The organism is Streptomyces sp. NPDC054786 (assembly GCF_053611685.1).
In genome coordinates, this window is record NZ_JBSHAW010000001.1 from 106,595 (window position 1) to 129,520 (window position 22,926).

Sequence of the window (22,926 nt, forward strand, 5' to 3'; positions counted from 1 at the left end):
CCGCGCCGCTCCGTGCGTGCCGTCCGGTCATTGCCTCTTGACAGCTTTCGTACTGATTTCCTGCCCCCGAAGCGGAAAATCGTGGCATTGTCGTCCACAAGGCTCCGGAAGGTCCGCAATGACCCGGATGCCCGCTCGCACATGCTGTACGGCGCATGAGCGGGCATGATCTTCAAACGGGTGGACAGGCGATACAGCAGACACGGGGGACAAGCCCCCAAGCCCCGGACACGCCGCCGAGGAGGAGGATCCCGTGACCCGCAAGGACAGCGTGCGCGCCGCGACCGGTACGGCCAAGGACAGCGTGCGGCACGCCGCGGAGGTGGTGGCCCCTTATGCCGGTACGGCCAAGGACGCCGCCGTGCACTTCGCTCACGAAGCTCGGACGCGCGCGGCTCCCAAGGTGGCCGAGGCCGCCCACCAGGCACGCACGCAGTACGACACGCATCTGCACCCGCGTATCGAGCACGCCCGTGGCACGCTCCCGCCCAAGGTGGACGCGGCGGCGACCCGTGCGGCCTGCCGGACCCGCAAGGCGGCCCGCCATGCAGCTGACTACACGGCGCCGCGGCTGGAGAACGCCGTGACCCACGCGCGTGCCGCGGCCGAACCGGTCCGCGAGGAAGCCCTGGCCCGCGGCACCGCCGCGCTCGCCGCGCTCCGCGGACAGGTGACGGCCGCCGAGATCGCCAAGCTCCAGAAGAAGCACAACCGACGGGCCCGGCGCGGCAAGCTCGCCAAGCGCCTCGCCGTACTGGGCATCCTGGCCGGCGGTGCGGTCGCCGCCTGGAAGTGGTGGGACAAGCAGGCCAATCCGGACTGGCTGGTCGAGCCGCCGGCGCCCACCGAGGTCAGTGACCGCGGACGGCTGAGCGCGGTCGACGGCAGCGAGGGCGCCTCGCTCGACCCCGATGTCCAGGCCAAGCAGGCCGAGGCCGAGGCCGACGAACGCGGCGGCGGCACCACGGCCTGACCCCCGGACCGCAGGCACCTCACCGGGCCGTGTCCCCACCCCGTACGAGGGGCGGCGGGCACGGCCCGTTCGCGTACGGCCGGCAACGCTGCCTCCGCGGGCCGGCCAATACTCCGTCAGGACACACGAGACCCCGTCAGGTGCTCGACGGTTTCAGCGGCTTCCCGCTCCGTCGGGGTCACTCCGGGCCCGCGTGGGCACGCCGCATCGGCCGGCACGGTCAGGAGCGTCCGGGACGATGAATCTCCGCGTGCCACCGAGCTGAAGCGGCAGCCCGGCCGGGAGGTGCAGATCCACGGCAGCGCCGCGCTGGCCCAGTCCCTGCTGGCCGCCGGGCTGGTCGACACGTTGCGGCTCGCGATCGCCCCGGTCGTGGTGGGCCAAGGGTGCACCTCCTCGAATCGACGGGGGTTCCGGAGTACGGAACCTACGGGGGTGACACGTAGGCCGCGGGTCCGCGCGGGAGGTACCCGCGCCACGCACAAAAATGCCCCCGAAACCGCGTTTCCACAGTTCAGAGGGCACTTTCCGAGTGGAGCCTAGGGGAGTCGAACCCCTGACATCTGCCATGCAAAGACAGCGCTCTACCAACTGAGCTAAGGCCCCTTCGCGCACCAGGGTACCCGGTGTCCGACGGCTTTCCCGACCGGGTATCGCCGCACACCGTCGCTCTCCGTAGGATGCTTCGCGAGATTCGCGGCAGCGAACCGACCGGGGAGAACAGGGGAGACGGTATGGACGCAGCACAGCAGGAAGCCACCACGCGGGCCCGGGAGCTGCAGCGCAGTTGGTACGGGGAGCCTCTGGGTGCGCTGTTCCGCCGCCTGATCGACGATCTCGGCCTCAACCAGGCCCGGCTCGCCGCTGTGCTCGGTCTGTCGGCACCGATGCTGTCGCAGCTGATGAGCGGGCAGCGCGCAAAGATAGGCAACCCGGCCGTGGTGCAGCGGGTGCAGGCACTGCAGGATCTGGCCGGCCAGGTCGCCGACGGCAGCGTCAGTGCCGCCGAGGCCACCGACCGCATGGAGGAGATCAAGAAGACGGCGGGGGGATCGGTGCTCAACAACACCGCGCAGCAGACGTCGTCGACGGGGGCGACCACGGTGCGGCGCGTGGTGCGGGAGATCCAGTCGCTGCTGCGGTCGGTCTCCGACGCCGGGGACATCATCGATGCGGCGAACACCCTCGCCCCCGCTCACCCCGAACTGGCAGAGTTCCTCCGGGTCTACGGTGCCGGTCGCACCGCGGACGCGGTCGCCCACTACGAGGCGCACCAGAGTTAGCCACAGGGGACGTGGCGAGTTCAGAAGGCGGACGGGGCGCAATGGGTGAGATCTTCGCCGGTCGGTATGAGCTGATCGACCCGATCGGACGGGGCGGGGTGGGCGCGGTCTGGCGCGCCTGGGACGCCCGGCGCCGCCGCTACGTTGCCGCCAAGGTGCTGCAGCAGAGCGACGCACACACACTGCTGCGCTTCGTCCGCGAACAGGCACTGCGGATCGACCATCCGCATGTGCTGGCTCCGGCGAGCTGGGCCGCGGACGACGACAAGGTGCTGTTCACCATGGATCTGGTGAACGGTGGCTCGCTGGCACATCTGATCGGGGACTACGGCCCGCTGCCGCCGCGGTTCGTGTGTCTGCTCCTGGACCAACTGCTGGCCGGGCTGACCGCGGTGCATGCGGAGGGTGTGGTGCACCGTGACATCAAGCCGGCGAACATCCTGCTGGAGGCCACCGGCACCGGCCGGCCGCATCTGCGGCTGTCGGACTTCGGCATCGCGATGCGCAAGGGTGAGCCGCGGCTGACCGAGACCAACCTCGTGGTCGGCACGCCCGGTTACTTCGCTCCGGAGCAGCTGCTGGGCGCGGAACCGGACTTCCCCGCTGACCTGTTCGCGGTCGGCCTGGTCGCGCTCTATCTGATCACCGGCACCAAGCCGGACGCCGACGCCTTGATCCAGCACTTCGCCCGGCACGGCATCCCGAACGCGCCCGAGGGTGTGCCGGAGCCGCTGTGGCAGGTGCTGGCGTCCCTGGTGCACCCCGACCCGGAAGCCCGGTTCAGGACGGCCACGGGGGCCCGTAAGGCGGTCATCTCGACGGTCGAGCTGCTGCCGGACGCGACGATCGAGGAAGAGATCGTCGAAGTCTTCGACCACATAGGGCCGCTGCCGGCCGGCTTCGGGGCGAACGGGCCGCTGCGGACCAGGGAGGGCGACGGGCCCGCGACGGCCGGCGCCACCGCGGGCACCGCGACCACCGGGCAGGTGTCCATGTCGGACACCGGAAGCTTCCAGCTCGCCCCGCCGGAGCCGAGCACCCCGCCGACGCCCACCCCGCTGCCGATGCCGGGCGGTTCGCCGACCGCCCATGGCGGTTCGCCCACGGGTCAGGGCCATACGCCCACGGGCCACGGCGGTCCGGCTGCCGGCCACGGCAGTACACCCACCGGCCACGGCACCCCGGCCGGTCCCGCCGCGGCGTCCGGGACGGCCTCGACGCCTCCCCCGCCTCCGGCGCCCGCGTACGAGCCCACGGCCGCCGCCCCTCCGGAGCCGTCCGCGACCCGCCCCTATACGGCGGGCCCGCACCCGGTCCCGGGGCGGTCCCCGGTCGGCACCCCCGTTGCCGCCCGGGCCACGGCGCCGCCCGTCCCGTACAGGAGACCGGGACCGCCCCCGAAGGTCGCGATCCCGGTGCTGATCGTGGCGTTGCTGTGCATCGCGGTCGGCGTCTGGGCTCTGGTCGCCGCCTGAGGCGATGCCGCGGGCCGGTGCGACCCAAGGGCCCACGGCCCCCGGAAAGGCCCGCTACCAGCCCTGTGGCGGCCCGAACTGCGGCTTCTGCTGAGCCTGTTGGGTCGACCGTGTCGACTGTCCCGGCAAGGAGGGCTGATCGCCCGGACCGCCCGCTGCGACCGGTGCGGCCGACGCAAGGGCCGAGGACCGTCGCGCCGCCAGCGTCCACGCTCCCAGCCCCGCCAGCAGCACCACCCCCGTGCCGATCCCGGCGTAGGCCACCGTCATCAGGGTGCCGCTCTTCTCCGCCTCCTGTGCGGTCCGGCCCTTCTGCGCCGTCTCCCGGTCCTCCGGCGTGACGGAGAAGGCACCGGTCGGCCCGGCGTAGCCGGGCCCGGCCTCGGCGGCGCCGCGGACGTCCACCCGGAGGGTGAGCTCCGCGCCCTTGGGGAAGTACCGCGCGGCATCGGGGTGCAGGCTGACCTCGAGGTAGTACCAGCCCGCGAACCGCATTGCGCTGACCGAGTCGGTCGAGTTGAAGCGGTTGCCGTACTCGACGGGCGCCGTGAAATCCTTCGCAGCGGCCGGCTTCCCGGTGTACGAGACGAAATGGACGTCGTCGACCGCACCGCGCGCCGGATTGTAGACACCCAGCCCGAGCATCCGGGCGAGGAAGCCGGAGGCCCCGGAGGGTGCATTGGGCAGCTCCGCGGTCAGGTTGAGCCGCTGTCCCCAGTCCACCGGAACGCGGTAGAAGCGGGTCTCGCCCGGGGTGATCCGGTCCTTCCATACGCCGGAGTCGACCGCACCCGCGTCGTTGAAGCCGGTGCCGCCCTTGGCACTGCGCCTGGTGGTGTCCGTACGCGGTGCGGGCGTGGCGGTGCTCCAACTGCCCTGACCCGGCTGGGCGGGGGTGCTGCCCTTGAGCGGGGGCTCGTCGAGGTAGTCCAGTTCGATCGGCCAGGTGTCGGGGCCGGAGGTCTCCGATCCCTCGCGGGTGATCACCAGGTAGTACGGGCCGGCCTTCTGACACTCCGTACGGTCGGCGCCGATGCGACGGGTGGCGTAGCCGGCGATCGGGTGCGCCATGCCGCCGCTGTTGAACGACGGACTGGCCCCCGTGTCACAGGTCGTGCCGTCGCTGTCCTGGACGTTGATGGTCAGCTTGTCGCCGTAGTCCTCGACCTTGGTGCCGGGCTTGGGCGCCGCGACGGCCGAGAAGTACGCGCTGGTCCTGTCGTCCAGGGTGACGGCGTAGTACTTCTGCTCGCCGCGCTTGATGGAGTCGGTGTGCAGTCCGGGCTTGAGCTGCGGTGCATCCGCGGCGCTGGAGGTGCCCTTGGTCACCGTGGCGCCGTCCGCCGTCCGGTAGCCGGGGACGGTGTCGGCCGAGGCCACACCCACCACCCCCGGCAGGATCGTCACCACGGCGAGCGCCGTCAGTACGGCCGTGCCCCTGTTCGTCGTGCGCCCCGTCACCACGAGCCACCCCTCATCGGATCGGAATTCCCGGCGCCGGCCCGCGGCTTCCTGCGGGCCCTCCCGTAGGCCACCGCGAGACCGGCCAGCAGCAGTACGCCCACTCCACCGATGGCGACGGCCACCACACGTCCCGCGGACCATCCTCCACCGCCGTCCTGCGTGCCGTCTGCCGAGGGCCGGGAATCGCCCGGGGAGACATCGGCCCGGACCGCGGACGCCCCGGCCTGCGGGCCGCCCTTCTCCTTGCCCAGCACCGCGATCCGCAGCACCACACCGATCTGCGGATGCTCCGCGATCTCGGAGGCCTTGGCGCCCAGCGTCACCGCGATGTAGAAGTCGCCGTTGCGGTGCACGGGCCGGACGTCGGGGTGCGTCTCATAGCGGTTGGTCCAGGCGACCGGGACCGTCCCCATGCTGAGCGACACCAGCCGCCCGCTGTAGGGCACCTGGGGGCTGAACTGGCCGGTGCCGCTGCCGACCGGCGTACGGAACGGTGTGTAGACCTGGGTGCCGCCGTAGGACGTGGCGGCGCTGTACCCCTTGACCGTGGGTTCGTTGGCGAACTCCACGTCGTAGCGCAGTTGCTGGCCCCAGCCGACCGGCACCTTGTACCAAACGGTCTGCGCCGGCAGAACCTTGTCCCGCCAGACGCCCTGGCGCAGCGTACGGGCGTCGTTGAAGCCGGTGCCGCCGGTGACGTCCTTGGGGGCGCTGGTGGGCAGTGTGGCGTCCTTGCCGCCCGCACCGTACTCCGGCTCCGACTGTGCAGGCGTGACGCCTTTCCTCAGCGGATGTTCCACGTGAAACGTCAGCTCCATCGGCCACCGTGCGGCATCCGATCCCTTGGCGGCCTTGCGCTCGACGACCAGCCAGTACCGCCCGGCCTTGTCGCAGCCGCCCGTGCCACTCTGCGTGGGGATGCGGCTGACGCCCGAGGTCAGCGGTGTTGCGCCCTCGTGCTGTCCGAACAGCTCGGAGGTGGAGTCACAGGAGCTGTCGGTGCCGTGCGCGATCCGGGTGCGCAGCGTGTCGAGGGAGTCGATGGCCGCGCCGGGCTGGGGCACCACGGTCGCCGAGAAGTCGGCCGTCGAGGCGGCGTCCAGATCAGTCGCGTAGTACCGCTCTTCGTTGGGCCCGATGGAGTCCAGATACTGCCCCGGGACGATGCGGGGTGCACCGCTTCCGCTCGCCGTGCCGCGCACCTGCTTCCCCTTGAAGCGGTAGCCGTCCGCCGAGAGTTGGCCGGCCCGCTGGAGCTGGCGGGCGAGCGCCCTGGCGTCCGGTGCGTCGTAGTAGCGCCCGTTGCCGGCCTTGGCGATGCACTCCAGCTGAGCGCGTGCTGTGCCGGCCACCTGGAAGCCGATGGCATCGATGTGCAGATCGACGCCGGAGGCGGCGAGTTGGGCGGCGACCTTGCAGGGCGGCGGTGCCTGGCAGTTGTCCTCGCCGTCGGAGATCAGCAGGATCGTGCGCTTGCCGATCGATCCGCCGGCGGGCCCGGGAAGGTCGTCGGCCGCCTTGCGCAGGGAGAGCCCGATGGGGGTGTCGCCCTTGGGCAGGACGCCCGCGACGGCCCGCTTGAGGCCCGCCCGGTCGAGGGCGGCGACCGGCTGGGCGAGCCGGGTGTCGTCACAGCCCCTGGGCTTGTCGGCGCCGTAGACCCGCAGGCCGGTGGGGTAGCCGTCGGGCAGGGCGTCGACGACCGTGCCGACGGCCTTGCGGGCGGAGTCGATCCGGGTGCTGCCGGATCCGTCGTTCCCGGCCATCGAGCCGGACGAGTCGAGCACCATCACCATCCCGGTGCCGTCGGCGGCAGGCGCCTTGGCCGGTGTGGCCGCGGTGGCCTGAAGTGGCCCGGCGGTCAGGGCCAGCAACAGCCCCCCGAGCAACGCCACCGCCCCTCTGCGTGGTCGTTGTGCCATGTCCCGCTCCCCCTTGTGCCCTGTGGCCCCATCACAGACTTTGCTGTTGCAATCTAATGATGTGCTATAGCAAACTCAAGAGGGGTGCCGTCACGGTGCTGCAACGACATCCAGCCACCCGGCACGGACGCCGGCACCCCCACCGCAGGCCGCTCCGCCCGCCCCCGGACGCACGAAACCCCGATCACCCAGGGGCAATCGGGGTCCGTACGAACGAACTGTGCTGTGAGGGGTCTCAGACACCCGAACCTGCGGGCACGGAGTCGGTCGCCTCCGTCCACAGATCCTGCTCGGCGCGATCCGCCTGGATCTGGCGGTACACGAGGAGCCCGCCGATGGCGGCCAGTGCGACCAGGAGAAGCTTCTTCACCGCGCGACCTCGTCTTTCGTTGACGTAGGGGACCTATGTCGGCCGATGATACACACCGGCCGATACCGATCGGTTACCTAGCCCGCGGTCGGCAACACCTCGTCCGAGGGCTCTGCCGCGAGCCAACTTCCGCCTCCGTACAACGAATCGGCCCGGCCGGGGAGTTCCCCGGCCGGGCCGATCGTGCTGTGCGGCTACCAGGACTTGAACCTGGGGCCTCTTCCTTATCAGGGAAGCGCTCTAACCGTCTGAGCTATAGCCGCGCGTTCGCTGCACCGAAAGATTAGCGCACTTCAGAGGCGTTCCCAAAATCGGTTCGGGGAGCCTCCCGAACGCCCTCCCGGAGGGGATCACTCGTCCTCGGCGAGGGTGAGCTCCACACCGCCGACGAAGCCCGCCGACAGGTTGTAGATGAACGCGCCGAGCGTGGCCAGCGCGGTCGCCAGCACCACGTCGATCACCGCGATGATCGACGTGAACAGCAGCACCCGCGGCAGCGACAGGAACGACTGCAGATCGAAGCCCGCGCCGTCACTGGAGCCGGTGGCCTCGCTGATCGTGCCGCCGACCGTGGAGAAGACGCCCATCGCGTTCATGACCATCCACAGCACCGCGGCGGCCACGACCGTGCAGATGCCCAGCGCGATGGAGAGCAGAAAGCTGACCTTCATGACCGACCACGGATCGGCGCGCGCCACCCGCAGCCGGGCCTTGCGGGTCCGCGGGGCCGTACGGGCGCCCGTACGCGGCCGGCGCACCGCCTGCCCGCCGCCCTGCCCACCTCCGGTGGGATACGCCTGAGGCGGCTGGTACGGCTGCTGGGAGCCGCCCTCGGCCTGCCCCTGGGGCTGCTGCCGGGGCTGTGGCTGCGGCTGACGGGTATCGGTCACGGGTCCCCCCTGGTGCGAGCCCTCGTCACGGGGGCCGGTGTCAGAAACGGCGGAGCCACGGGCGCTGTCATCCGTCACGGTAGCGGGTCCGGACGGGGAGTCCTTCTCGGCTCCCGATCCACCCGCCGCAGCGCCCGTGGCTCCACTCACGACCTACTCCTCGTGCTACTCCGCCGCGGGCTGCTCGCCCTCGGCCTCCGTGGGCACGGTCTCCTCGGCCGCGTCGGCCTCGTCGGGCATGTCGCCCCCGTCGACCTCTTCGGCTTCACGACCGGCCTCGGCGTTCCGTGCGATGCCGACGACGGCATCACGCTTGCCCAGGTTGATCAGTTGAACGCCCATGGTGTCACGGCCCGTCTCACGGACTCCGTTGACCCGCGTACGGATCACGCCACCGCCGAGCGTGATCGCGAGGATCTCGTCGGTCGCCTCGACGACCAGCGCTCCGACCAGCGAGCCCCGGTCCTCCACGATCTTGGCGGCCTTGATACCCAGGCCGCCGCGGCCCTGGACGCGGTACTCGTCGACCGCGGTGCGCTTGGCGTACCCGCCATCCGTGGCGGTGAAGACGAACGTCCCGGCGCGGACCACATTCATCGAGAGCAGTTCGTCGTCCGCGCGGAAGCTCATGCCCTTCACACCGGAGGTGGCCCGGCCCATCGGGCGCAGCGCGTCGTCCGTCGCCGTGAAGCGGATCGACTGGGCCTTCTTGCTGATCAGCAGCAGGTCGTCGCTCTCCGAGACCAGCTCGGCGCCGATCAGCTCGTCGTCCGTGCCGTCCTCCTGCTCCCGCAGGTTGATCGCGATGACACCGCCGGAGCGCGGCGAGTCGTAGTCCTTGAGCGGCGTCTTCTTCACCAGGCCGGCCTTGGTGGCGAGCACCAGATACGGCGTGGCCTCGTAGTCGCGGATCGCCAGGATCTGCGCGATCTGCTCGTCCGGCTGGAAGGCGAGGAGATTGGCCACATGCTGACCCCGCGCGTCCCGCCCCGCGTCGGGGAGTTCGTACGCCTTGGCGCGGTAGACCCGGCCCTTGTTCGTGAAGAACAGCAGCCAGTGGTGGGTCGTGGAGACGAAGAAGTGGTCGACGATGTCGTCTTCCTTGAGCTTCGTGCCCCGTACGCCCTTGCCGCCGCGCTTCTGGGAGCGGTAGTCGTCGGTCTTCGTCCGCTTCACATAGCCGCCACGGGAGATCGTGACGACGATGTCCTCCTCGGCGATCAGGTCCTCGATGGACATGTCGCCCTCGAAGGGCACCAGCTTGCTGCGCCGGTCGTCGCCGAACTTCTCGACGATCGCGGCGAGTTCCTCGCTGATGATCTGGCGCTGCCGCTCCGGGGAGGCCAGGATCGCGTTGTACTCGCCGATCTTGCGCTGCAGCTCGTCGTGCTCGGAGGTGATCTTCTGGCGCTCCAGGGCGGCCAGCCGGCGCAGCTGCATCTCCAGGATCGCGTTCGCCTGGATCTCGTCGATGGTCAGCAGGCCCATCAGGCCCTCGCGCGCCACCTCGACCGTCTCACTGCGCCGGATCAGCGCGATGACCTCGTCGATGGCGTCCAGCGCCTTGAGCAGACCGCGCAGGATGTGCGCCCGCTCCTCGGCCTTGCGCAGCCGGAACTTCGTCCGGCGGACGATGACCTCGATCTGGTGCGTCACCCAGTTACGGATGAACGCGTCCAGCGACAGCGTGCGCGGCACCCCGTCGACCAGGGCGAGCATGTTCGCGCCGAAGTTCGACTGCAGATCGGTGTGCTTGTAGAGGTTGTTGAGGACGACCTTGGCGACCGCGTCCCGCTTGAGGACGATCACCAGGCGCTGGCCCGTACGCGAGGAGGTCTCGTCGCGGACGTCCGCGATGCCGCCGATCTTGCCGTCCTTGACCAGGTCGGCGATCTTCTGCGCGAGGTTGTCCGGGTTGGTCTGGTACGGCAGCTCCGTGACCACCAGGCACTGGCGGTTCTGGATCTCCTCGACGGCGACCACGGCACGCATCGTGATGGAGCCGCGGCCGGTGCGGTACGCCTCCTCGATGCCCTTGCGGCCCACGACCAGCGCACCGGTGGGGAAGTCGGGGCCCTTGATGCGCTCGATCAGCGCGTCCAGCAGCTCCTCGCTGGAGGCCTCGGGGTGCTCCAGCGCCCACTGGGCACCGGCCGCGACCTCGCGCAGGTTGTGCGGCGGGATGTTGGTGGCCATGCCGACCGCGATACCGGCCGAGCCGTTGATCAGCAGGTTGGGGAAGCGCGCCGGCAGGACCGTCGGCTCCTGGTTACGGCCGTCGTAGTTGTCCTGGAAGTCGACGGTCTCCTCGTCGATGTCCCGGAGCATCTCCATCGACAGCTGCTTCATCTTGCACTCGGTGTACCGCATGGCCGCGGCCGGGTCGTTGCCCGGAGAACCGAAGTTGCCGTTGGAGTCCACCAGCGGCATCCGCATCGACCACGGCTGCGCCAGGCGCACCAGGGCGTCGTAGATGGAGGAGTCGCCGTGCGGGTGGTACGTACCCATGACGTCGCCGACGACGCGGGCGCACTTGTAGAAGCCCTTTTCGGGGCGGTAGCCGCCGTCGTACATCGCGTACAGCACCCGGCGGTGCACCGGCTTGAGGCCGTCACGCACATCGGGCAGCGCGCGCGAGACGATGACGGACATCGCGTAGTCGAGGTAGGAGCGCTGCATCTCCGTTTCGAGCCCGACGGGCTCGACACGCATCCCCACGCCTTCGATGGCGGCGGGCGCGCCCTCGGCGGTCACGCCGTCCGGGGTCACAGGGGGGTTCTCGTCGGCCATGGTGGTTCAAAGTCCTTTCGAGCTGCGGCTGTTGTTCGGGCCGACAGGGCTCAGATGTCGAGGAAGCGGACGTCCTTGGCGTTGCGCTGGATGAACGAGCGGCGCGCCTCGACGTCCTCGCCCATCAGCACGGAGAACAGGTCGTCCGCACGGGCCGCGTCGTCCAGCGAGACCTGACCGAGGACCCGGTGGTCGGTGTCCATGGTCGTGATGCGCAGCTCCTCGGCGTTCATCTCACCGAGACCCTTGAACCGCTGGATCGAGTCCTCGCGGATCCGCTTGCCGTTCTGCTTGCCGAGTTCGATCAGCGCGTCCCGCTCCGCGTCGGAGTAGGCGTACTCGAAGTCGTCCCGGCCCCACTTGATCTTGTACAGCGGCGGGCGGGAGAGGTAGACGTGCCCCGCCTCGACCAGCGGCCGCATGAAGCGGAAGAGGAAGGTCAGCAGCAGGGTGTTGATGTGCTGACCGTCGACGTCGGCGTCCGCCATCAGGATGATCTTGTGATAGCGGAGCTTCGCGATGTCGAAGTCCTCGTGCACGCCCGTGCCGAACGCCGAGATCAGCGCCTGGACCTCGTTGTTCTGCAGGATCTTGTCGACCCTGGCCTTCTCGACGTTGAGGATCTTGCCTCGGATCGGCAGGATCGCCTGGTACTCCGGGTTACGGCCGGACTTGGCCGAGCCGCCGGCGGAGTCACCCTCGACGATGAAGATCTCGCACTTCTCGGGGTCGTTGGACTGGCAGTCGCTCAGCTTGCCCGGCAGCGACGCCGTCTCCAGCAGGCCCTTGCGGCGGGTCAGATCGCGCGCCTTACGGGCCGCCACGCGGGCGGTCGCCGCCTGGATGCCCTTGCGGATGATGTCCGCGGCCTCGTTGGGGTTGCGGTCCAGCCAGTCCGTGAGGTTCTCGTGGACGACCTTCTGCACAAAGGTCTTGGCCTCGGTGTTGCCCAGCTTCGTCTTGGTCTGGCCCTCGAACTGCGGCTCGCCGAGCTTGACCGAGATGATCGCCGTCAGACCCTCGCGGATGTCTTCACCCGTGAGGTTGTCGTCCTTCTCCCGCAGCAGCCGCTTGTCGCGCGCGTAACGGTTGATCAGACCGGTCAGCGCCGCGCGGAAGCCCTCTTCGTGCGTACCGCCCTCGTGGGTGTGGATGGTGTTCGCGAAGCTGTAGACACCCTCGCTGTACTGGGTGTTCCACTGCATCGCGATCTCGACCGAGAGCATCCGCTCCTTGTCCTCGGCCTCCACGTCGATCACCGTGGGGTGCACCAGCTCGCCCTTGCGCGAGTTCAGGTACGTCACGAAGTCGACGATGCCGCCCTCGTAGTGGTAGCGCACGGAGAGCGGCTTGCCCTCCTCGTCCACGTGGTCGGCGCGCTCGTCGGTCAGCGAGATCGACAGGCCCTTGTTGAGGAACGCCATCTCCTGGAACCGGCGGGACAGCGTCTCGAAGCTGTAGTCGGTGGTCTCGAAGATGTCGCCGTCGGCCCAGAACGTCACCGAGGTGCCGGACTCGTCCGTCGCCTCCTGCTTGGCGAGCGGCGCGGTCGGCACACCGAGCTTGTACTCCTGCGTCCAGCGGTAGCCGTCCGTGCGGACCTCGACCGCCACCCGCTGCGACAGCGCGTTCACGACGGAGACACCCACGCCGTGCAGACCACCGGAGACCGCGTAACCGCCGCCGCCGAACTTGCCGCCGGCGTGCAGCACCGTCATCACGACCTCGACGGCCGGCTTGTTCTCCGACGGCACGATGCCGACCGGGATACCGCGGCCGTTGTCGACGACGCGGACGCCGCCGTCGGCCAGGATCGTCACGTCGATCGTGTCGGCGTGACCGGCCATCGCCTCGTCGACGGAGTTGTCGACGACCTCTTGCACGAGGTGGTGCAGACCACGCTCGCCCGTCGAGCCGATGTACATGCCAGGGCGCTTACGGACCGCGTCCAAGCCCTCAAGGACGGTGATCGCGCTGGCGTCGTACGACTTCTCCACCGAGGAGTCGCCCATGGCGCCGGCAGGAACCCCCTCTTCAGTAGAAGCTGCGTTGTTCTCGTTGAGGTCGCCGGAGTCGGCCACGAAGCGCCCTTTCTGGCACAGCACGAGCCCTTCCGCGCCTGTGGGGATCACCCCTGGGAGGACAGGCGGGAGCGGCTACGTCGTTCGACATGTTCCGCGAGTGGGCGGGATTGCCACCAGTCTACCGGTAGCGCCGACACTCATGGGGGTTTGCAGGCACCTGAGTCGTCATGTGCCGCCCTGAACTGGCGTCCGCCGACTCCCCATATCCGAGAAGGGGCCTCAGGACGCTCACACGGGCACTCAGCGCTTCCGGCTGTCAACCGGCGGCTACCGTGAGCGGAGTCGCACCCGCCTCACCCGTATAAGGAGGCCCGAGGGCTCAGCCGTAGGTGTCGCCCGGGCCCTTGCTTCCCGGTGCCCGCAGCGATCCGTACCGCCGCGCGGGGCCACCGGGACCCAGCACCTTGAGCATCTTCACGGTGCCGTGGCCCAGGTCCTCGTTGAGGCGGGCCACCAGCGTCGGGGCCAGCAGCCGCAGCTGCGTCGCCCAGGCCGTCGAATCGCACTGGACGGTCAGGACGCGGGCGTCCTCGTCGTACTTCTGCGGCTCACAGTGCTGCGCCACCTCGGGCCCGACCAGCTGCGGCCAGCGCCCCATCACCCCGCCGACCGCCGCCGGGGTCTCCCAGCCGCGCTCCGTGATCAGCCGGTTGATCGCCGCACCGAGCGGCAGCGGATCGCGGCCGTCGGCCCGCGCACCCGAGCGCAGCCCGCCGCGTCTGGCCTGCTTCTTCTGCTGCGCGGCCGCGCCCCGCGCACGCGCCTGCTCCTTGGCGGCCACCAGCGCCTGCCGGGCCAGATCCACACCGGAGAGCTCAGGGGAAGGCTTGGCGCCGTCGGGCTGCTCCTCGCTCACGGAGTCACCTTCTCCGCGGCGCCGTCGGACACCGCATAGCGCGCCCCGGCCAGAACGCCCGGCACATCGTCGTCCACGGCGGCCGTCACCAGCACCTGCTCGCCCGGGGCCACCAGCTCCGCCAGCCGCTCGCGGCGCCGCGCGTCCAGCTCGGCGAAGACGTCGTCGAGCACGAGCACCGGCTCATTGCCCTCGGCGCGCAGCAGGTCGTACGAGGCCAGCCGCAGCGCCAGCGCATACGACCAGGACTCGCCATGGCTGGCGTACCCCTTCGCCGGGAGCTGCCCCAGCTTGAGCACCAGATCGTCGCGGTGCGGGCCGACCAGCGTCACCCCGCGCTCGATCTCTCCCTTACGGGCCTCGCCGAGCGCCGCCAGCAGCACCCCGTACAGCTCCTCGCGGGTCGAGGCGGCGGCCATCGCCTCGCCCGCCGAACCGCGGTACTCCAGCGCCAGCGGCCCGCCGCCCGGCGCCAGCTGCTCATAGGCCTTGTCCGCGAGCGGCTGCAGCGCGGCGATCAGATCGAGCCGCTGCGCCAGCAGCTCGGCGCCCGCGCGGGCCAGGTGCTGGTCCCACACGTCCAGGGTCGACAGATCCATCTGCCGCCCGCCGTGCCTGCGCGCCAACGCGGCGGTTTTCAACAGGGTGTTGCGCTGCTTGAGGACACGCTCGTAGTCCGAGCGCACCCCCGCCATCCGCGGCGAACGCAAGGTGATCAGCTCGTCCAGGAACCGCCGTCGCTCCCCCGGATCGCCCTTGACCAGCGCCAGGTCCTCCGGCGCGAACAGCACCGTCCGGACGATCCCCAGCACATCCCGCGGCCTGACCTGGGAGGACCGGTTGATCCTGGCGCGGTTGGCCTTGCCGGGGTTGATCTCCAGCTCGACCAGCTGCTGCCGCTCACCCTGGACGACCGCGGCCCGGATGATCGCCCGCTCGGCGCCCATCCGCACCAGCGGGGCGTCCGAGGAGACCCGGTGACTGCCGAGCGTGGCGAGATAGCCGACCGCCTCGACCAGATTGGTCTTGCCCTGCCCGTTGGGGCCCACGAAAGCCGTGACGCCCGGGTCGAGCGGAACCTCGACCCGGGCGTACGAGCGGAAGTCGGCGAGGGACAGATGCGACACGTGCATGGCTGGACGCCGACCTCCCCCGGCTCTTGCTGCCTGTTACTTCTGCGGTGCTTGCTGTTTTGCTACTTCTTGTTCTCGACCGCGTGGCCACCGAACTGGTTGCGCAGCGCGGCGATCATCTTCATCTGCGGGGAGTCGTCCTGACGGGACCCGAACCGCGCGAAGAGCGAGGCCGTGATCGCGTGCAGCGGCACGGCGTTGTCGATGGCGGCCTCGACCGTCCAGCGGCCCTCACCGGAGTCGGCGGCGAAGCCGCGCAGCTCTTCGAGGTGCTCGTCGCCGTCGAGGGCGTTGACGGCCAGGTCGAGCAGCCAGGAGCGGATGACCGTGCCCTCCTGCCACGAGCGGAAGACCTCCCGCACGTCCGTGACGGAGTCGACCTTCTCCAGCAGCTCCCAGCCCTCGGCGTAGGCCTGCATCATGGCGTACTCGATGCCGTTGTGGACCATCTTCGCGAAGTGGCCGGCGCCGACCTTGCCGGCGTGCACCGAGCCGAACTTCCCCTCGGGCTTGAGGGCGTCGAAGACCGGCTGCACCTTGGCGACATCGTCCTTGTCACCGCCGTACATCAGGGCATAGCCGTTCTCCAGGCCCCAGACACCGCCGGAGACACCGCAGTCGACGAAGCCGATGCCCTTGGCCTTCAGCTCCTCGGCGTGCTTCTCGTCATCGGTCCAGCGGGAGTTGCCGCCGTCCACGACGATGTCGCCCGGCGAGAGCAGCTCGGCCAGCTCGTCGATCGTGGACTGGGTGGCGGCACCGGCCGGCACCATGACCCAGACCACCCGCGGACCCTTGAGCTTGTCCACCAGCCCCTGAAGGCTGTTGACATCCGCCACGTCAGGGTTGCGGTCGTATCCGACGACGGTGTGGCCGGCGCGGCGAATGCGCTCGCGCATATTGCCGCCCATCTTGCCGAGACCGACGAGACCGAGCTCCATCAGAGACCCTCTTTGCACGTAGTCGTTGCTGTTCGTACCCGGGTCCGAGCCTACGCCCGCAGGTCCGCGCACACCTGTGGGCTCAGCCGCTCATCAGGGACCCTTCAGCCGGTCGCCGCAAGCTGCGTGGCCAGGGCGCTGTCCGGGGTCCGCCGGACAGCCGCCACCCCCCCCCCGCTGTCCGGGCGTCAGCCGGAGAGCCGCACCGGCATGATCAGGTACTTGTACGCGTCGTCCGCCTCGGCGTCCTTGGCCGGCCGGCCGCTCAGCAGCGCGGGCTTGGTCGAGGTCGTGAAGGACAGCTGCGCCACCGGGGAGTCGATGGCCGACAGGCCCTCCAGGAGGAAGCCGGGGTTGAAGGCGATCGAGATGTCGTCGCCGTCCAGGTCGGAGTCCACCCTCTCCACAGCCTGTGCATCGTCGCTGGAGCCGGCCTCCAGAATCAGCACACCCTGCTCGAAGCTCAGCCGGACCGGGGTGTTCCGCTCGGCCACCAGCGCCACACGCTTGACGGCCTCGACGAACGGGGCGGTCTCGATCACGGCGACCGAATTGAACTCGGTCGGGAAGAGCGTGCGGTACTTCGGCAGGTCGCCTTCCAGCAGACGCGTCGTCGTCCGCCGCCCGGCGCCCTCGAAACCGATCAGGCCCTCGCCCTGGCCGGAGCCGGACAGCGCGAGCGTGACGGTGTCGCCGCTGCTCAGGGACTTGGCGGTGTCCAGCAGCGTCTTGGCGGGGACCAGCGCGACCGCGGAGGCGTCCGGGCTCTCCGGCTTCCACAGGAACTCACGCACCGCGAAGCGGTAGCGGTCGGTGGAGGCCAGGGTGACCGTGTCGCCCTCGATCTCGATCCGTACGCCGGTGAGCACCGGAAGGGTGTCGTCACGGCCGGCGGCGATGGCGACCTGCGCGGCGGCCGCGGCGAAGACCTCACCGGGGACGGTGCCGGTGGCGGTGGGCATCGTCGGCAGGGACGGGTACTCCTCCACAGGAAGCGTGTGGAGGGTGAACCGCGAGGAGCCGCAGACGACGGTCACTCGTACACCGTCGGTGGAAATCTCCACCGGGCGGTTGGGGAGCGCACGGCAGATGTCGGCGAGCAGCCGGCCGGAGACGAGGACCGTGCCCTCCTCTTCCACCTCTGCTTCCACCGAGACCCGCGCGGAGACCTCGTAGTCGAAGCCGGAGAGGCTCAGCGCGCCGTCCTCCGCCTTCAGCAGCAGGCCCGCGAGGACGGGCACCGGCGGACGGGCCGGGAGGCTCTTGGCCGCCCAGGCCACTGCCTCCGCGAGTACATCGCGCTCCACCCGGATCTTCACCGGAAACCGCCTCCTGCTGTTGCTGGCTCTCGCCCTGCTGGCCTTCGTCGTCGGCTGGGTTGCCGGAGACCAGTCTGACGCACGCCACGGACAGTCGGTGCGGCTCGGGGTCAAGTCGGCTCGGCCGATGTCGGACGCCCGGCGGCCAACTTGTGCACAGGCCCCGTTTCCGAACGAGTTCCCCGGTAGATATCCGTGGTCGTAGTAGTAGGGGCTGTGGAAACCGTGGACAACTGCTTTTGCGCAGGTCAACGCGGATTTTTTGTCCACTGCCCCTGTGGGCGGCGGTCGTGGAAAAGCCGGCGGTTCTGTGGACCGCCGGAAGTTCTGCACACCCGATGCACAGGGGACAGGCACTTCTCCCCAGCGCCGTCCCCAGCTTTACCCACGTTCCCCACAGCCCAACCGACCACCTTGGTGTGACCGCTTTCACTCGGCCCGGTGAGAGCGGGTGTTGCGTTGCCGAACAGTGGACAGCGGTGTGGAGAAGCTGGGGATTGCTGGGGACAACAGCGGCTTGCCTGTGGGCGGGCGGTGGACAAGACGCGGCCCCTCCTGTGGACGAAATCTCTGTCCACACCCTGTGGAGGAGAGTTGGCCACAAATCCACACGCTGCTGACCTCCTCCGATGCCCCGTCAGAACACCGGCCTGTGGATCCCACAGGGATAACTTTCCCCTCCCCAGGATGTGGACGGAAGAATCTTGCCCAATCTGTGGAGGGAGACCGTGACCAGCCGCGGAATCGAACACCGCAGACGCACTCCACAGGTTTGGGATGGCGGCTGGGCGGATCGGAGTGGGGACGGGCAGGGCTCAGGAGAGTCTCCGGACCGGCTCGGGAGAGGTGCGTGACGCCTTCCGGAGTGCCCAGGACGGCTCGCTCGACGGCCTGCGGGGCGCGGAGAGGCACGGGCAGACGCCGGCGCTTCGCCGAACGGCCCGGTACGACGAAGGGCGCTCCCGGAGCGGGTCCGGAGCGCCCTCGGACGTCCTGCGGTGGCCGGCGGATCAGCGGTGGCCGGCCTCAGCCGTTCTTGATGCGGTTGGTCAGCTCGGTGACCTGGTTGTAGATCGAGCGACGCTCGGCCATCAGCGCGCGGATCTTGCGGTCGGCGTGCATCACGGTCGTGTGGTCCCGGCCGCCGAACTGCGCGCCGATCTTCGGCAGCGAGAGATCGGTCAGCTCGCGGCACAGATACATCGCGATCTGGCGGGCGGTGACCAGCACCCGGCTGCGCGAGGAGCCGCACAGGTCGTCGATGGTCAGCCCGAAGTAGTCGGCGGTCGACGCCATGATCGCGGTCGCGGTGATCTCCGGTGCGGCATCCTCGCCCCCGGGGATCAGATCCTTCAGCACGATCTCGGTCAGCCCCAGGTCCACCGGCTGCCGGTTGAGCGAGGCGAACGCCGTGACCCGGATCAGCGCGCCCTCCAGCTCACGGATGTTGCGTGAGATCCGGGACGCGATGAACTCCAGCACCTCCGGCGGCGCATTCAGCTGCTCCTGGACCGCCTTCTTGCGCAGAATCGCGATCCGGGTCTCCAGCTCGGGCGGCTGGACGTCGGTGATCAGGCCCCACTCGAAGCGGTTGCGCAGCCGGTCCTCCAGGGTGACCAGCTGCTTGGGCGGCCGGTCACTGGAGAGCACGATCTGCTTGTTCGCGTTGTGCAGCGTGTTGAAGGTGTGGAAGAACTCCTCCTGCGTCGACTCCTTGCTCGCCAGGAACTGGATGTCGTCGACCAGCAGGATGTCCATGTCGCGGTAGCGCTTGCGGAACGCGTCCGCCTTGCCGTCCCGGATGGAGTTGATGAACTCGTTGGTGAACTCCTCCGAGCTCACGTACCGCACCCGGGTGCCGGGGTACAGGCTCCGCGCGTAGTGCCCGATCGCATGCAGCAGATGGGTCTTGCCGAGACCCGATTCCCCGTAGATGAACAGCGGGTTGTACGCCTTGGCCGGCGCCTCGGCGACGGCGACGGCGGCGGCGTGCGCAAAGCGGTTCGAGGCACCGATGACGAAGGTGTCGAAGAGGTACTTCGGGTTCAGCCGCGCGGTCGGCTCACCGGGGCCGGTGGCCGGCGCGGGCTGCGCGGCGAGCGGACTGGGCGCACCGCTGGGCGCGGGAAGCACGGCGCCGGGGCCGGAGCCGGGAACGCCCGAGCGGCCGTTGTGCCCGCCGGGCTGATGCTCGGAGAGGCCGCGGCGCGGCTGGTCATAAGGGGAGCGACCGTCCGAGTGCTGTGGCGGCCCGCTGCGGTCGGGCGCCTGCCCGCGGTAGTCGTTCTGCCGCGGCTGATGCTGCGCTACATGGGACGACGGGGAGGCGTAGGGGTCGCGCTCGGGGAAGCCGCCGAGGTGCTGCTGCTGCCAGCCGTAGTCCTCGCGCGGGCCGGGGCCGCCGGCCATACCGGAGGAGTGCTGCGGCCAGCTTCCGGGCTCGTGCCGGGGCTGCTGGTAGTCCGGATAGGCGGGGCGGACGCCGGGCAGGTCGTCGCCCTGGTGTCCGTAGCCCTGCCGGTTGTCGTGACGGCTGTCATGGCGGTTGTCGTGCCGCGCTTCGTACCCGTCGTAGGCATCGTGTTGCTGCTGTGACTGATGCGACTGCTGATGGTGCGGAGCGTGCTGCTGAGGCGCCTGGTGCTGGGGCGCCTGGTGCTGGGGCGCGGGCGGTGCGGACTGCGCCGGGAGCTCCTCGGACGAGTCGTCAACGGTGATCGCGATCCGGATCGGGCGGCCGCACTCATGGCTGAGGGCCTCCCCGATCAGCGGCGCCAGCCGGCCTTCGAGCACACCCTTGGCGAACTCATTGGGGACGGCGAGCAGCGCGGTGTCGGCGACCAGCGCCAGCGGCTGGGTGCGCTTGAGCCAGTCCTGGTCCTTGGGCTTGAGCCCGTCGGCCTCCGCGCGAAGGAGATGGTCGAGCACGCGCGGCCACACTGCGGCAAGATCGGCAGGTACATCAGCCACGGGGCACGCTCTCTCAGCAGTCCCACGAATGTGTGATTCTCAGGACGGGCGGGAAGGAATCGGAGTTCAGCCACGGTAGTCAGGGCGGGCCTGGGGATTCAAGTTGTTGTCCACAGGCTGTGCATAGTGTGTCCTGACAAGGGGCTTGCAGGCGCTGCCGAGAAGCCGGTTTGACCGGATGGCGTAGCCGCGCGTACCGTGACCAGGTCGAGTTGTCGATGGCTGCTGCCGCCTGCCTCCGATGGGCAAAGATCACGCTCGAGTGATCGTGTAGCGGTGCACTTAGGCGTTGCGAGCTACTCGTGGGCGCACGGTGACAGCCATTCGACGCCCCACATCTGTCTCTTCCTTGAGACAACAAGCATTCCTGGAGCCCCCGAGTGAGCAAGCGCACCTTCCAGCCGAACAACCGCCGCCGCGCGAAGACCCACGGCTTCCGTCTGCGCATGCGGACCCGCGCCGGCCGCGCGATTCTCGCAACCCGCCGTGGCAAGGGTCGCGCCCGCCTGTCGGCCTGAGCAGCCTGAGCCTAGGTCCATGACGTGCTGCCTACCGAGAATCGGCTGAGGCGGCGCGAGGACTTTGCGACCGCGGTACGCCGGGGACGCAGGGCCGGGCGCCCGCTCCTTGTCGTTCATTTCCGCAGCGGTGCAACGGACCCGCACGGGTCGGGGGAAAGTGTTCCCCCGGCACGTGCGGGTTTCGTCGTGAGCAAGGCAGTGGGAAACGCTGTCGTGCGCAACAAGGTCCAGCGCAGGCTTCGACATCTCGTGCGCGACCGGCTGGACCGGCTGCCCGCCGGTAGCCTGGTTGTCGTACGGGCCCTGCCCTGCGCGGGTGATGCGGATCATGACCAGCTGGCCCGCGACCTGGATGCCGCCCTTGAGCGGCTGCTGGGAGGGGTGCCGAGAGGCTGCAATCCCCCGGGGGACGCCCCCCGGAACCCCGGACGGGACCCGGGAGGGAGCGCACAGTGAAGTACCCGCTGCTGCTTTTGATCAAGATCTACCAGTGGACCATCAGCCCCTTGCTGGGGCCGGTCTGCAAGTACTACCCGTCGTGCTCGCACTATGGCTACACGGCCATCGACCGGCACGGCGCGGTGAAAGGGACTGCGCTGACAGCTTGGCGCATCCTGCGATGCAATCCGTGGTCGCTCGGTGGCGTCGACCACGTCCCTCCCCGGAAGCGTCCGGTTTGGCATCAGCGGCTGAGGAGCCGCCTGGGCGGGCCCACCGTCCCTGAGCCTGTCGCCCAGCCCGAGACTCAGCCCAACGCCCAAGGAGCCTGATTCGTGGACACGATCCTCGGTCCCCTCTATATCGCTGTTTCCTGGATCATCGTCCAGTTCCACTCGCTCTACAGCCTCATCTTTGACAAGGACAGTGGCGCGGCGTGGGGTCTGTCCATCGTCTCGCTGGTGGTGCTGATCCGTATCTGCCTGATCCCGCTCTTTGTGAAGCAGATCAAGTCGACGCGGAACATGCAGGCGCTCCAGCCGAAGATGAAGGCGATCCAGGAGCGCTACAAGAGCGACAAGCAGCGCCAGTCCGAAGAGATGATGAAGCTCTACAAGGAGACGGGCACCAACCCGCTCTCGAGCTGTCTCCCGATTCTGGCCCAGTCGCCGTTCTTCATCTCGCTGTACCAGGTCCTGAGCCACATCGCGCAGAACAAGACGGTCGGCGTCATCGACCAGCCGTTGCTGGAGAGCGCGCAGAAGGCGCACATCTTCGGTGCGCCGCTGGCGGCGAAGTTCATGGACAGCGCGGAGAAGATCCAGAGCCTCGGTGCTTCTGTGGCCGACGTCCGCGTGGTCACGATCATCATGATCGTCCTGATGTCGGCGTCGCAGTTCTACACGCAGCGCCAGCTGATGACCAAGAACGTCGACCTCACGGTGAAGACGCCGTTCATGCAGCAGCAGAAGATGCTGATGTACGTCTTCCCCATCATGTTCGCCGTCTTCGGCATCAACTTCCCCGTCGGTGTGCTCGTCTACTGGCTGACCACCAACGTGTGGACCATGGGCCAGCAGATGTTCGTCATCCGTCGTAACCCGACCCCGGGCAGCAAGGCCTTCGCGGAGCGCCAGGAGCGGCTGCGGGCCGCGGGCAAGATCGTCGAGGACCCGGTCGTCGTCGAGGCGAAGCAGGCCGCCGAGGAGGCGCGCCAGAACCGCCAGCAGCCCAAGCGTCAGACGAAGTCCAAGCGGCACACCGGCGGCGCTCCGGCCGGCGGTGCGGCCGGCGGTGCGCAGAACCGTACGCGTGCCGGATCCGCGTCGGGTGGCACGGACGCCGGTCAGGGTGCCGGTAAGAAGCAGTCGCTGGAGAAGAAGGACGCGCAGGAGGACAAGGAGAAGGGCGGCGCCTCCGGCTCCCGCACCACCAAGTCCGGTCAGCGCAAGGGCCAGCAGCGCCCCAAGCACCCGTCCAAGAAGTAAGAAGGAGTCC

18 protein-coding genes, 2 tRNA genes and 1 pseudogene are annotated in these 22,926 nt (G+C 69.3%); 8 read left to right on the top strand and 13 right to left on the bottom strand.

The window, feature by feature from the left end; genetic code table 11:
* Positions 1–253 precede the first annotated feature (253 nt).
* Both ACWGI6_RS00475 and ACWGI6_RS00480 read left to right on the top strand, forming a co-directional pair.
* Positions 254–973, top strand: coding sequence for a DUF5324 family protein (locus ACWGI6_RS00475; RefSeq protein WP_453265456.1), 720 nt, complete (start codon positions 254–256; stop codon positions 971–973).
* Between the two features lie 285 nt (positions 974–1,258).
* The gene (locus tag ACWGI6_RS00480) at positions 1,259–1,516 is read left to right on the top strand and encodes a dihydrofolate reductase family protein (protein WP_453265457.1); all 258 of its coding nucleotides are present in this window, start codon (positions 1,259–1,261) and stop codon (positions 1,514–1,516) included.
* On the opposite strand, the gene ACWGI6_RS00485 is transcribed toward ACWGI6_RS00480, so the two are convergent.
* Positions 1,507–1,579: transfer RNA gene (locus ACWGI6_RS00485), tRNA-Ala, on the bottom strand. The genes ACWGI6_RS00480 and ACWGI6_RS00485 overlap by 10 nt on opposite strands.
* Before the next feature lie 128 nt (positions 1,580–1,707).
* On the opposite strand from ACWGI6_RS00485, the gene ACWGI6_RS00490 reads away from it, so the two are divergent.
* Both ACWGI6_RS00490 and ACWGI6_RS00495 read left to right on the top strand, forming a co-directional pair.
* Positions 1,708–2,256, top strand: coding sequence for a helix-turn-helix domain-containing protein (locus ACWGI6_RS00490; RefSeq protein WP_453265458.1), 549 nt, complete (start codon positions 1,708–1,710; stop codon positions 2,254–2,256).
* Positions 2,257–2,297: 41 nt separating this feature from the next.
* Positions 2,298–3,731 (top strand): serine/threonine-protein kinase, encoded by a 1,434-nt coding sequence (locus ACWGI6_RS00495; RefSeq protein WP_453265459.1) that lies wholly within the window; start codon positions 2,298–2,300, stop codon positions 3,729–3,731.
* A 54-nt stretch (positions 3,732–3,785) separates the two neighbouring features.
* On the opposite strand, the gene ACWGI6_RS00500 is transcribed toward ACWGI6_RS00495, so the two are convergent.
* The 12 genes from ACWGI6_RS00500 to dnaA all read right to left on the bottom strand — a co-directional run bounded on the left by ACWGI6_RS00500 (position 3,786) and on the right by dnaA (position 20,470).
* Positions 3,786–5,195, bottom strand: coding sequence for a hypothetical protein (locus ACWGI6_RS00500; RefSeq protein WP_453265460.1), 1,410 nt, complete (start codon positions 5,193–5,195; stop codon positions 3,786–3,788).
* The gene (locus ACWGI6_RS00505; RefSeq protein ID WP_453265461.1) at positions 5,189–7,117 is read right to left on the bottom strand and encodes a vWA domain-containing protein; all 1,929 of its coding nucleotides are present in this window, start codon (positions 7,115–7,117) and stop codon (positions 5,189–5,191) included. The genes ACWGI6_RS00500 and ACWGI6_RS00505 overlap by 7 nt, the downstream gene beginning before the upstream one ends.
* Before the next feature lie 235 nt (positions 7,118–7,352).
* On the bottom strand, positions 7,353–7,487 hold the full coding sequence (locus tag ACWGI6_RS00510) for a DLW-39 family protein (protein WP_003958712.1): 135 nt from the start codon (positions 7,485–7,487) through the stop codon (positions 7,353–7,355).
* A 189-nt stretch (positions 7,488–7,676) separates the two neighbouring features.
* Positions 7,677–7,750, bottom strand: a tRNA-Ile gene (locus tag ACWGI6_RS00515).
* 87 nt (positions 7,751–7,837) lie between these two features.
* Entirely contained in the window at positions 7,838–8,527 is a 690-nt protein-coding gene (locus ACWGI6_RS00520; RefSeq protein ID WP_393904308.1) for a DUF3566 domain-containing protein, read from the bottom strand.
* A gap of 15 nt (positions 8,528–8,542) precedes the next feature.
* The gene (gene gyrA, locus ACWGI6_RS00525) at positions 8,543–11,167 is read right to left on the bottom strand and encodes a DNA gyrase subunit A (protein ID WP_453265462.1); all 2,625 of its coding nucleotides are present in this window, start codon (positions 11,165–11,167) and stop codon (positions 8,543–8,545) included.
* Between the two features lie 50 nt (positions 11,168–11,217).
* Positions 11,218–13,248 (bottom strand): DNA topoisomerase (ATP-hydrolyzing) subunit B, encoded by a 2,031-nt coding sequence (gene gyrB, locus ACWGI6_RS00530; RefSeq protein WP_453265463.1) that lies wholly within the window; start codon positions 13,246–13,248, stop codon positions 11,218–11,220.
* Between the two features lie 322 nt (positions 13,249–13,570).
* On the bottom strand, positions 13,571–14,107 hold the full coding sequence (locus ACWGI6_RS00535; protein ID WP_393904305.1) for a DUF721 domain-containing protein: 537 nt from the start codon (positions 14,105–14,107) through the stop codon (positions 13,571–13,573).
* Entirely contained in the window at positions 14,104–15,240 is a 1,137-nt protein-coding gene (gene recF, locus ACWGI6_RS00540) for a DNA replication/repair protein RecF (protein ID WP_453265464.1), read from the bottom strand. The genes ACWGI6_RS00535 and recF overlap by 4 nt, the downstream gene beginning before the upstream one ends.
* A 62-nt stretch (positions 15,241–15,302) precedes the next feature.
* Positions 15,303–16,181 (bottom strand): phosphogluconate dehydrogenase (NAD(+)-dependent, decarboxylating), encoded by an 879-nt coding sequence (gene gnd / locus ACWGI6_RS00545; protein ID WP_453265465.1) that lies wholly within the window; start codon positions 16,179–16,181, stop codon positions 15,303–15,305.
* Positions 16,182–16,369: 188 nt separating this feature from the next.
* Entirely contained in the window at positions 16,370–17,500 is a 1,131-nt protein-coding gene (gene dnaN, locus ACWGI6_RS00550) for a DNA polymerase III subunit beta (RefSeq protein ID WP_393904302.1), read from the bottom strand.
* Between the two features lie 1,026 nt (positions 17,501–18,526).
* Positions 18,527–20,470, bottom strand: a complete 1,944-nt coding sequence (dnaA, locus tag ACWGI6_RS00555; protein WP_453265466.1) for a chromosomal replication initiator protein DnaA — start codon at positions 20,468–20,470, stop codon at positions 18,527–18,529.
* 380 nt (positions 20,471–20,850) lie between these two features.
* On the opposite strand from dnaA, the gene rpmH reads away from it, so the two are divergent.
* From rpmH to yidC, 4 genes and pseudogenes are all read left to right on the top strand, one after another.
* Entirely contained in the window at positions 20,851–20,988 is a 138-nt protein-coding gene (rpmH, locus tag ACWGI6_RS00560) for a 50S ribosomal protein L34 (RefSeq protein WP_030354375.1), read from the top strand.
* A 24-nt stretch (positions 20,989–21,012) separates the two neighbouring features.
* A pseudogene (gene rnpA, locus ACWGI6_RS00565) lies at positions 21,013–21,381 on the top strand (ribonuclease P protein component); the annotation flags it as partial.
* Between the two features lie 62 nt (positions 21,382–21,443).
* Positions 21,444–21,761, top strand: coding sequence for a membrane protein insertion efficiency factor YidD (gene yidD, locus ACWGI6_RS00570; RefSeq protein WP_006604423.1), 318 nt, complete (start codon positions 21,444–21,446; stop codon positions 21,759–21,761).
* 3 nt (positions 21,762–21,764) lie between these two features.
* A complete protein-coding gene (gene yidC / locus ACWGI6_RS00575) occupies positions 21,765–22,916 on the top strand; it encodes a membrane protein insertase YidC (RefSeq protein WP_453265467.1) in 1,152 nt (383 codons plus the stop codon).
* The last annotated feature ends 10 nt before the right edge of the window (positions 22,917–22,926 follow it).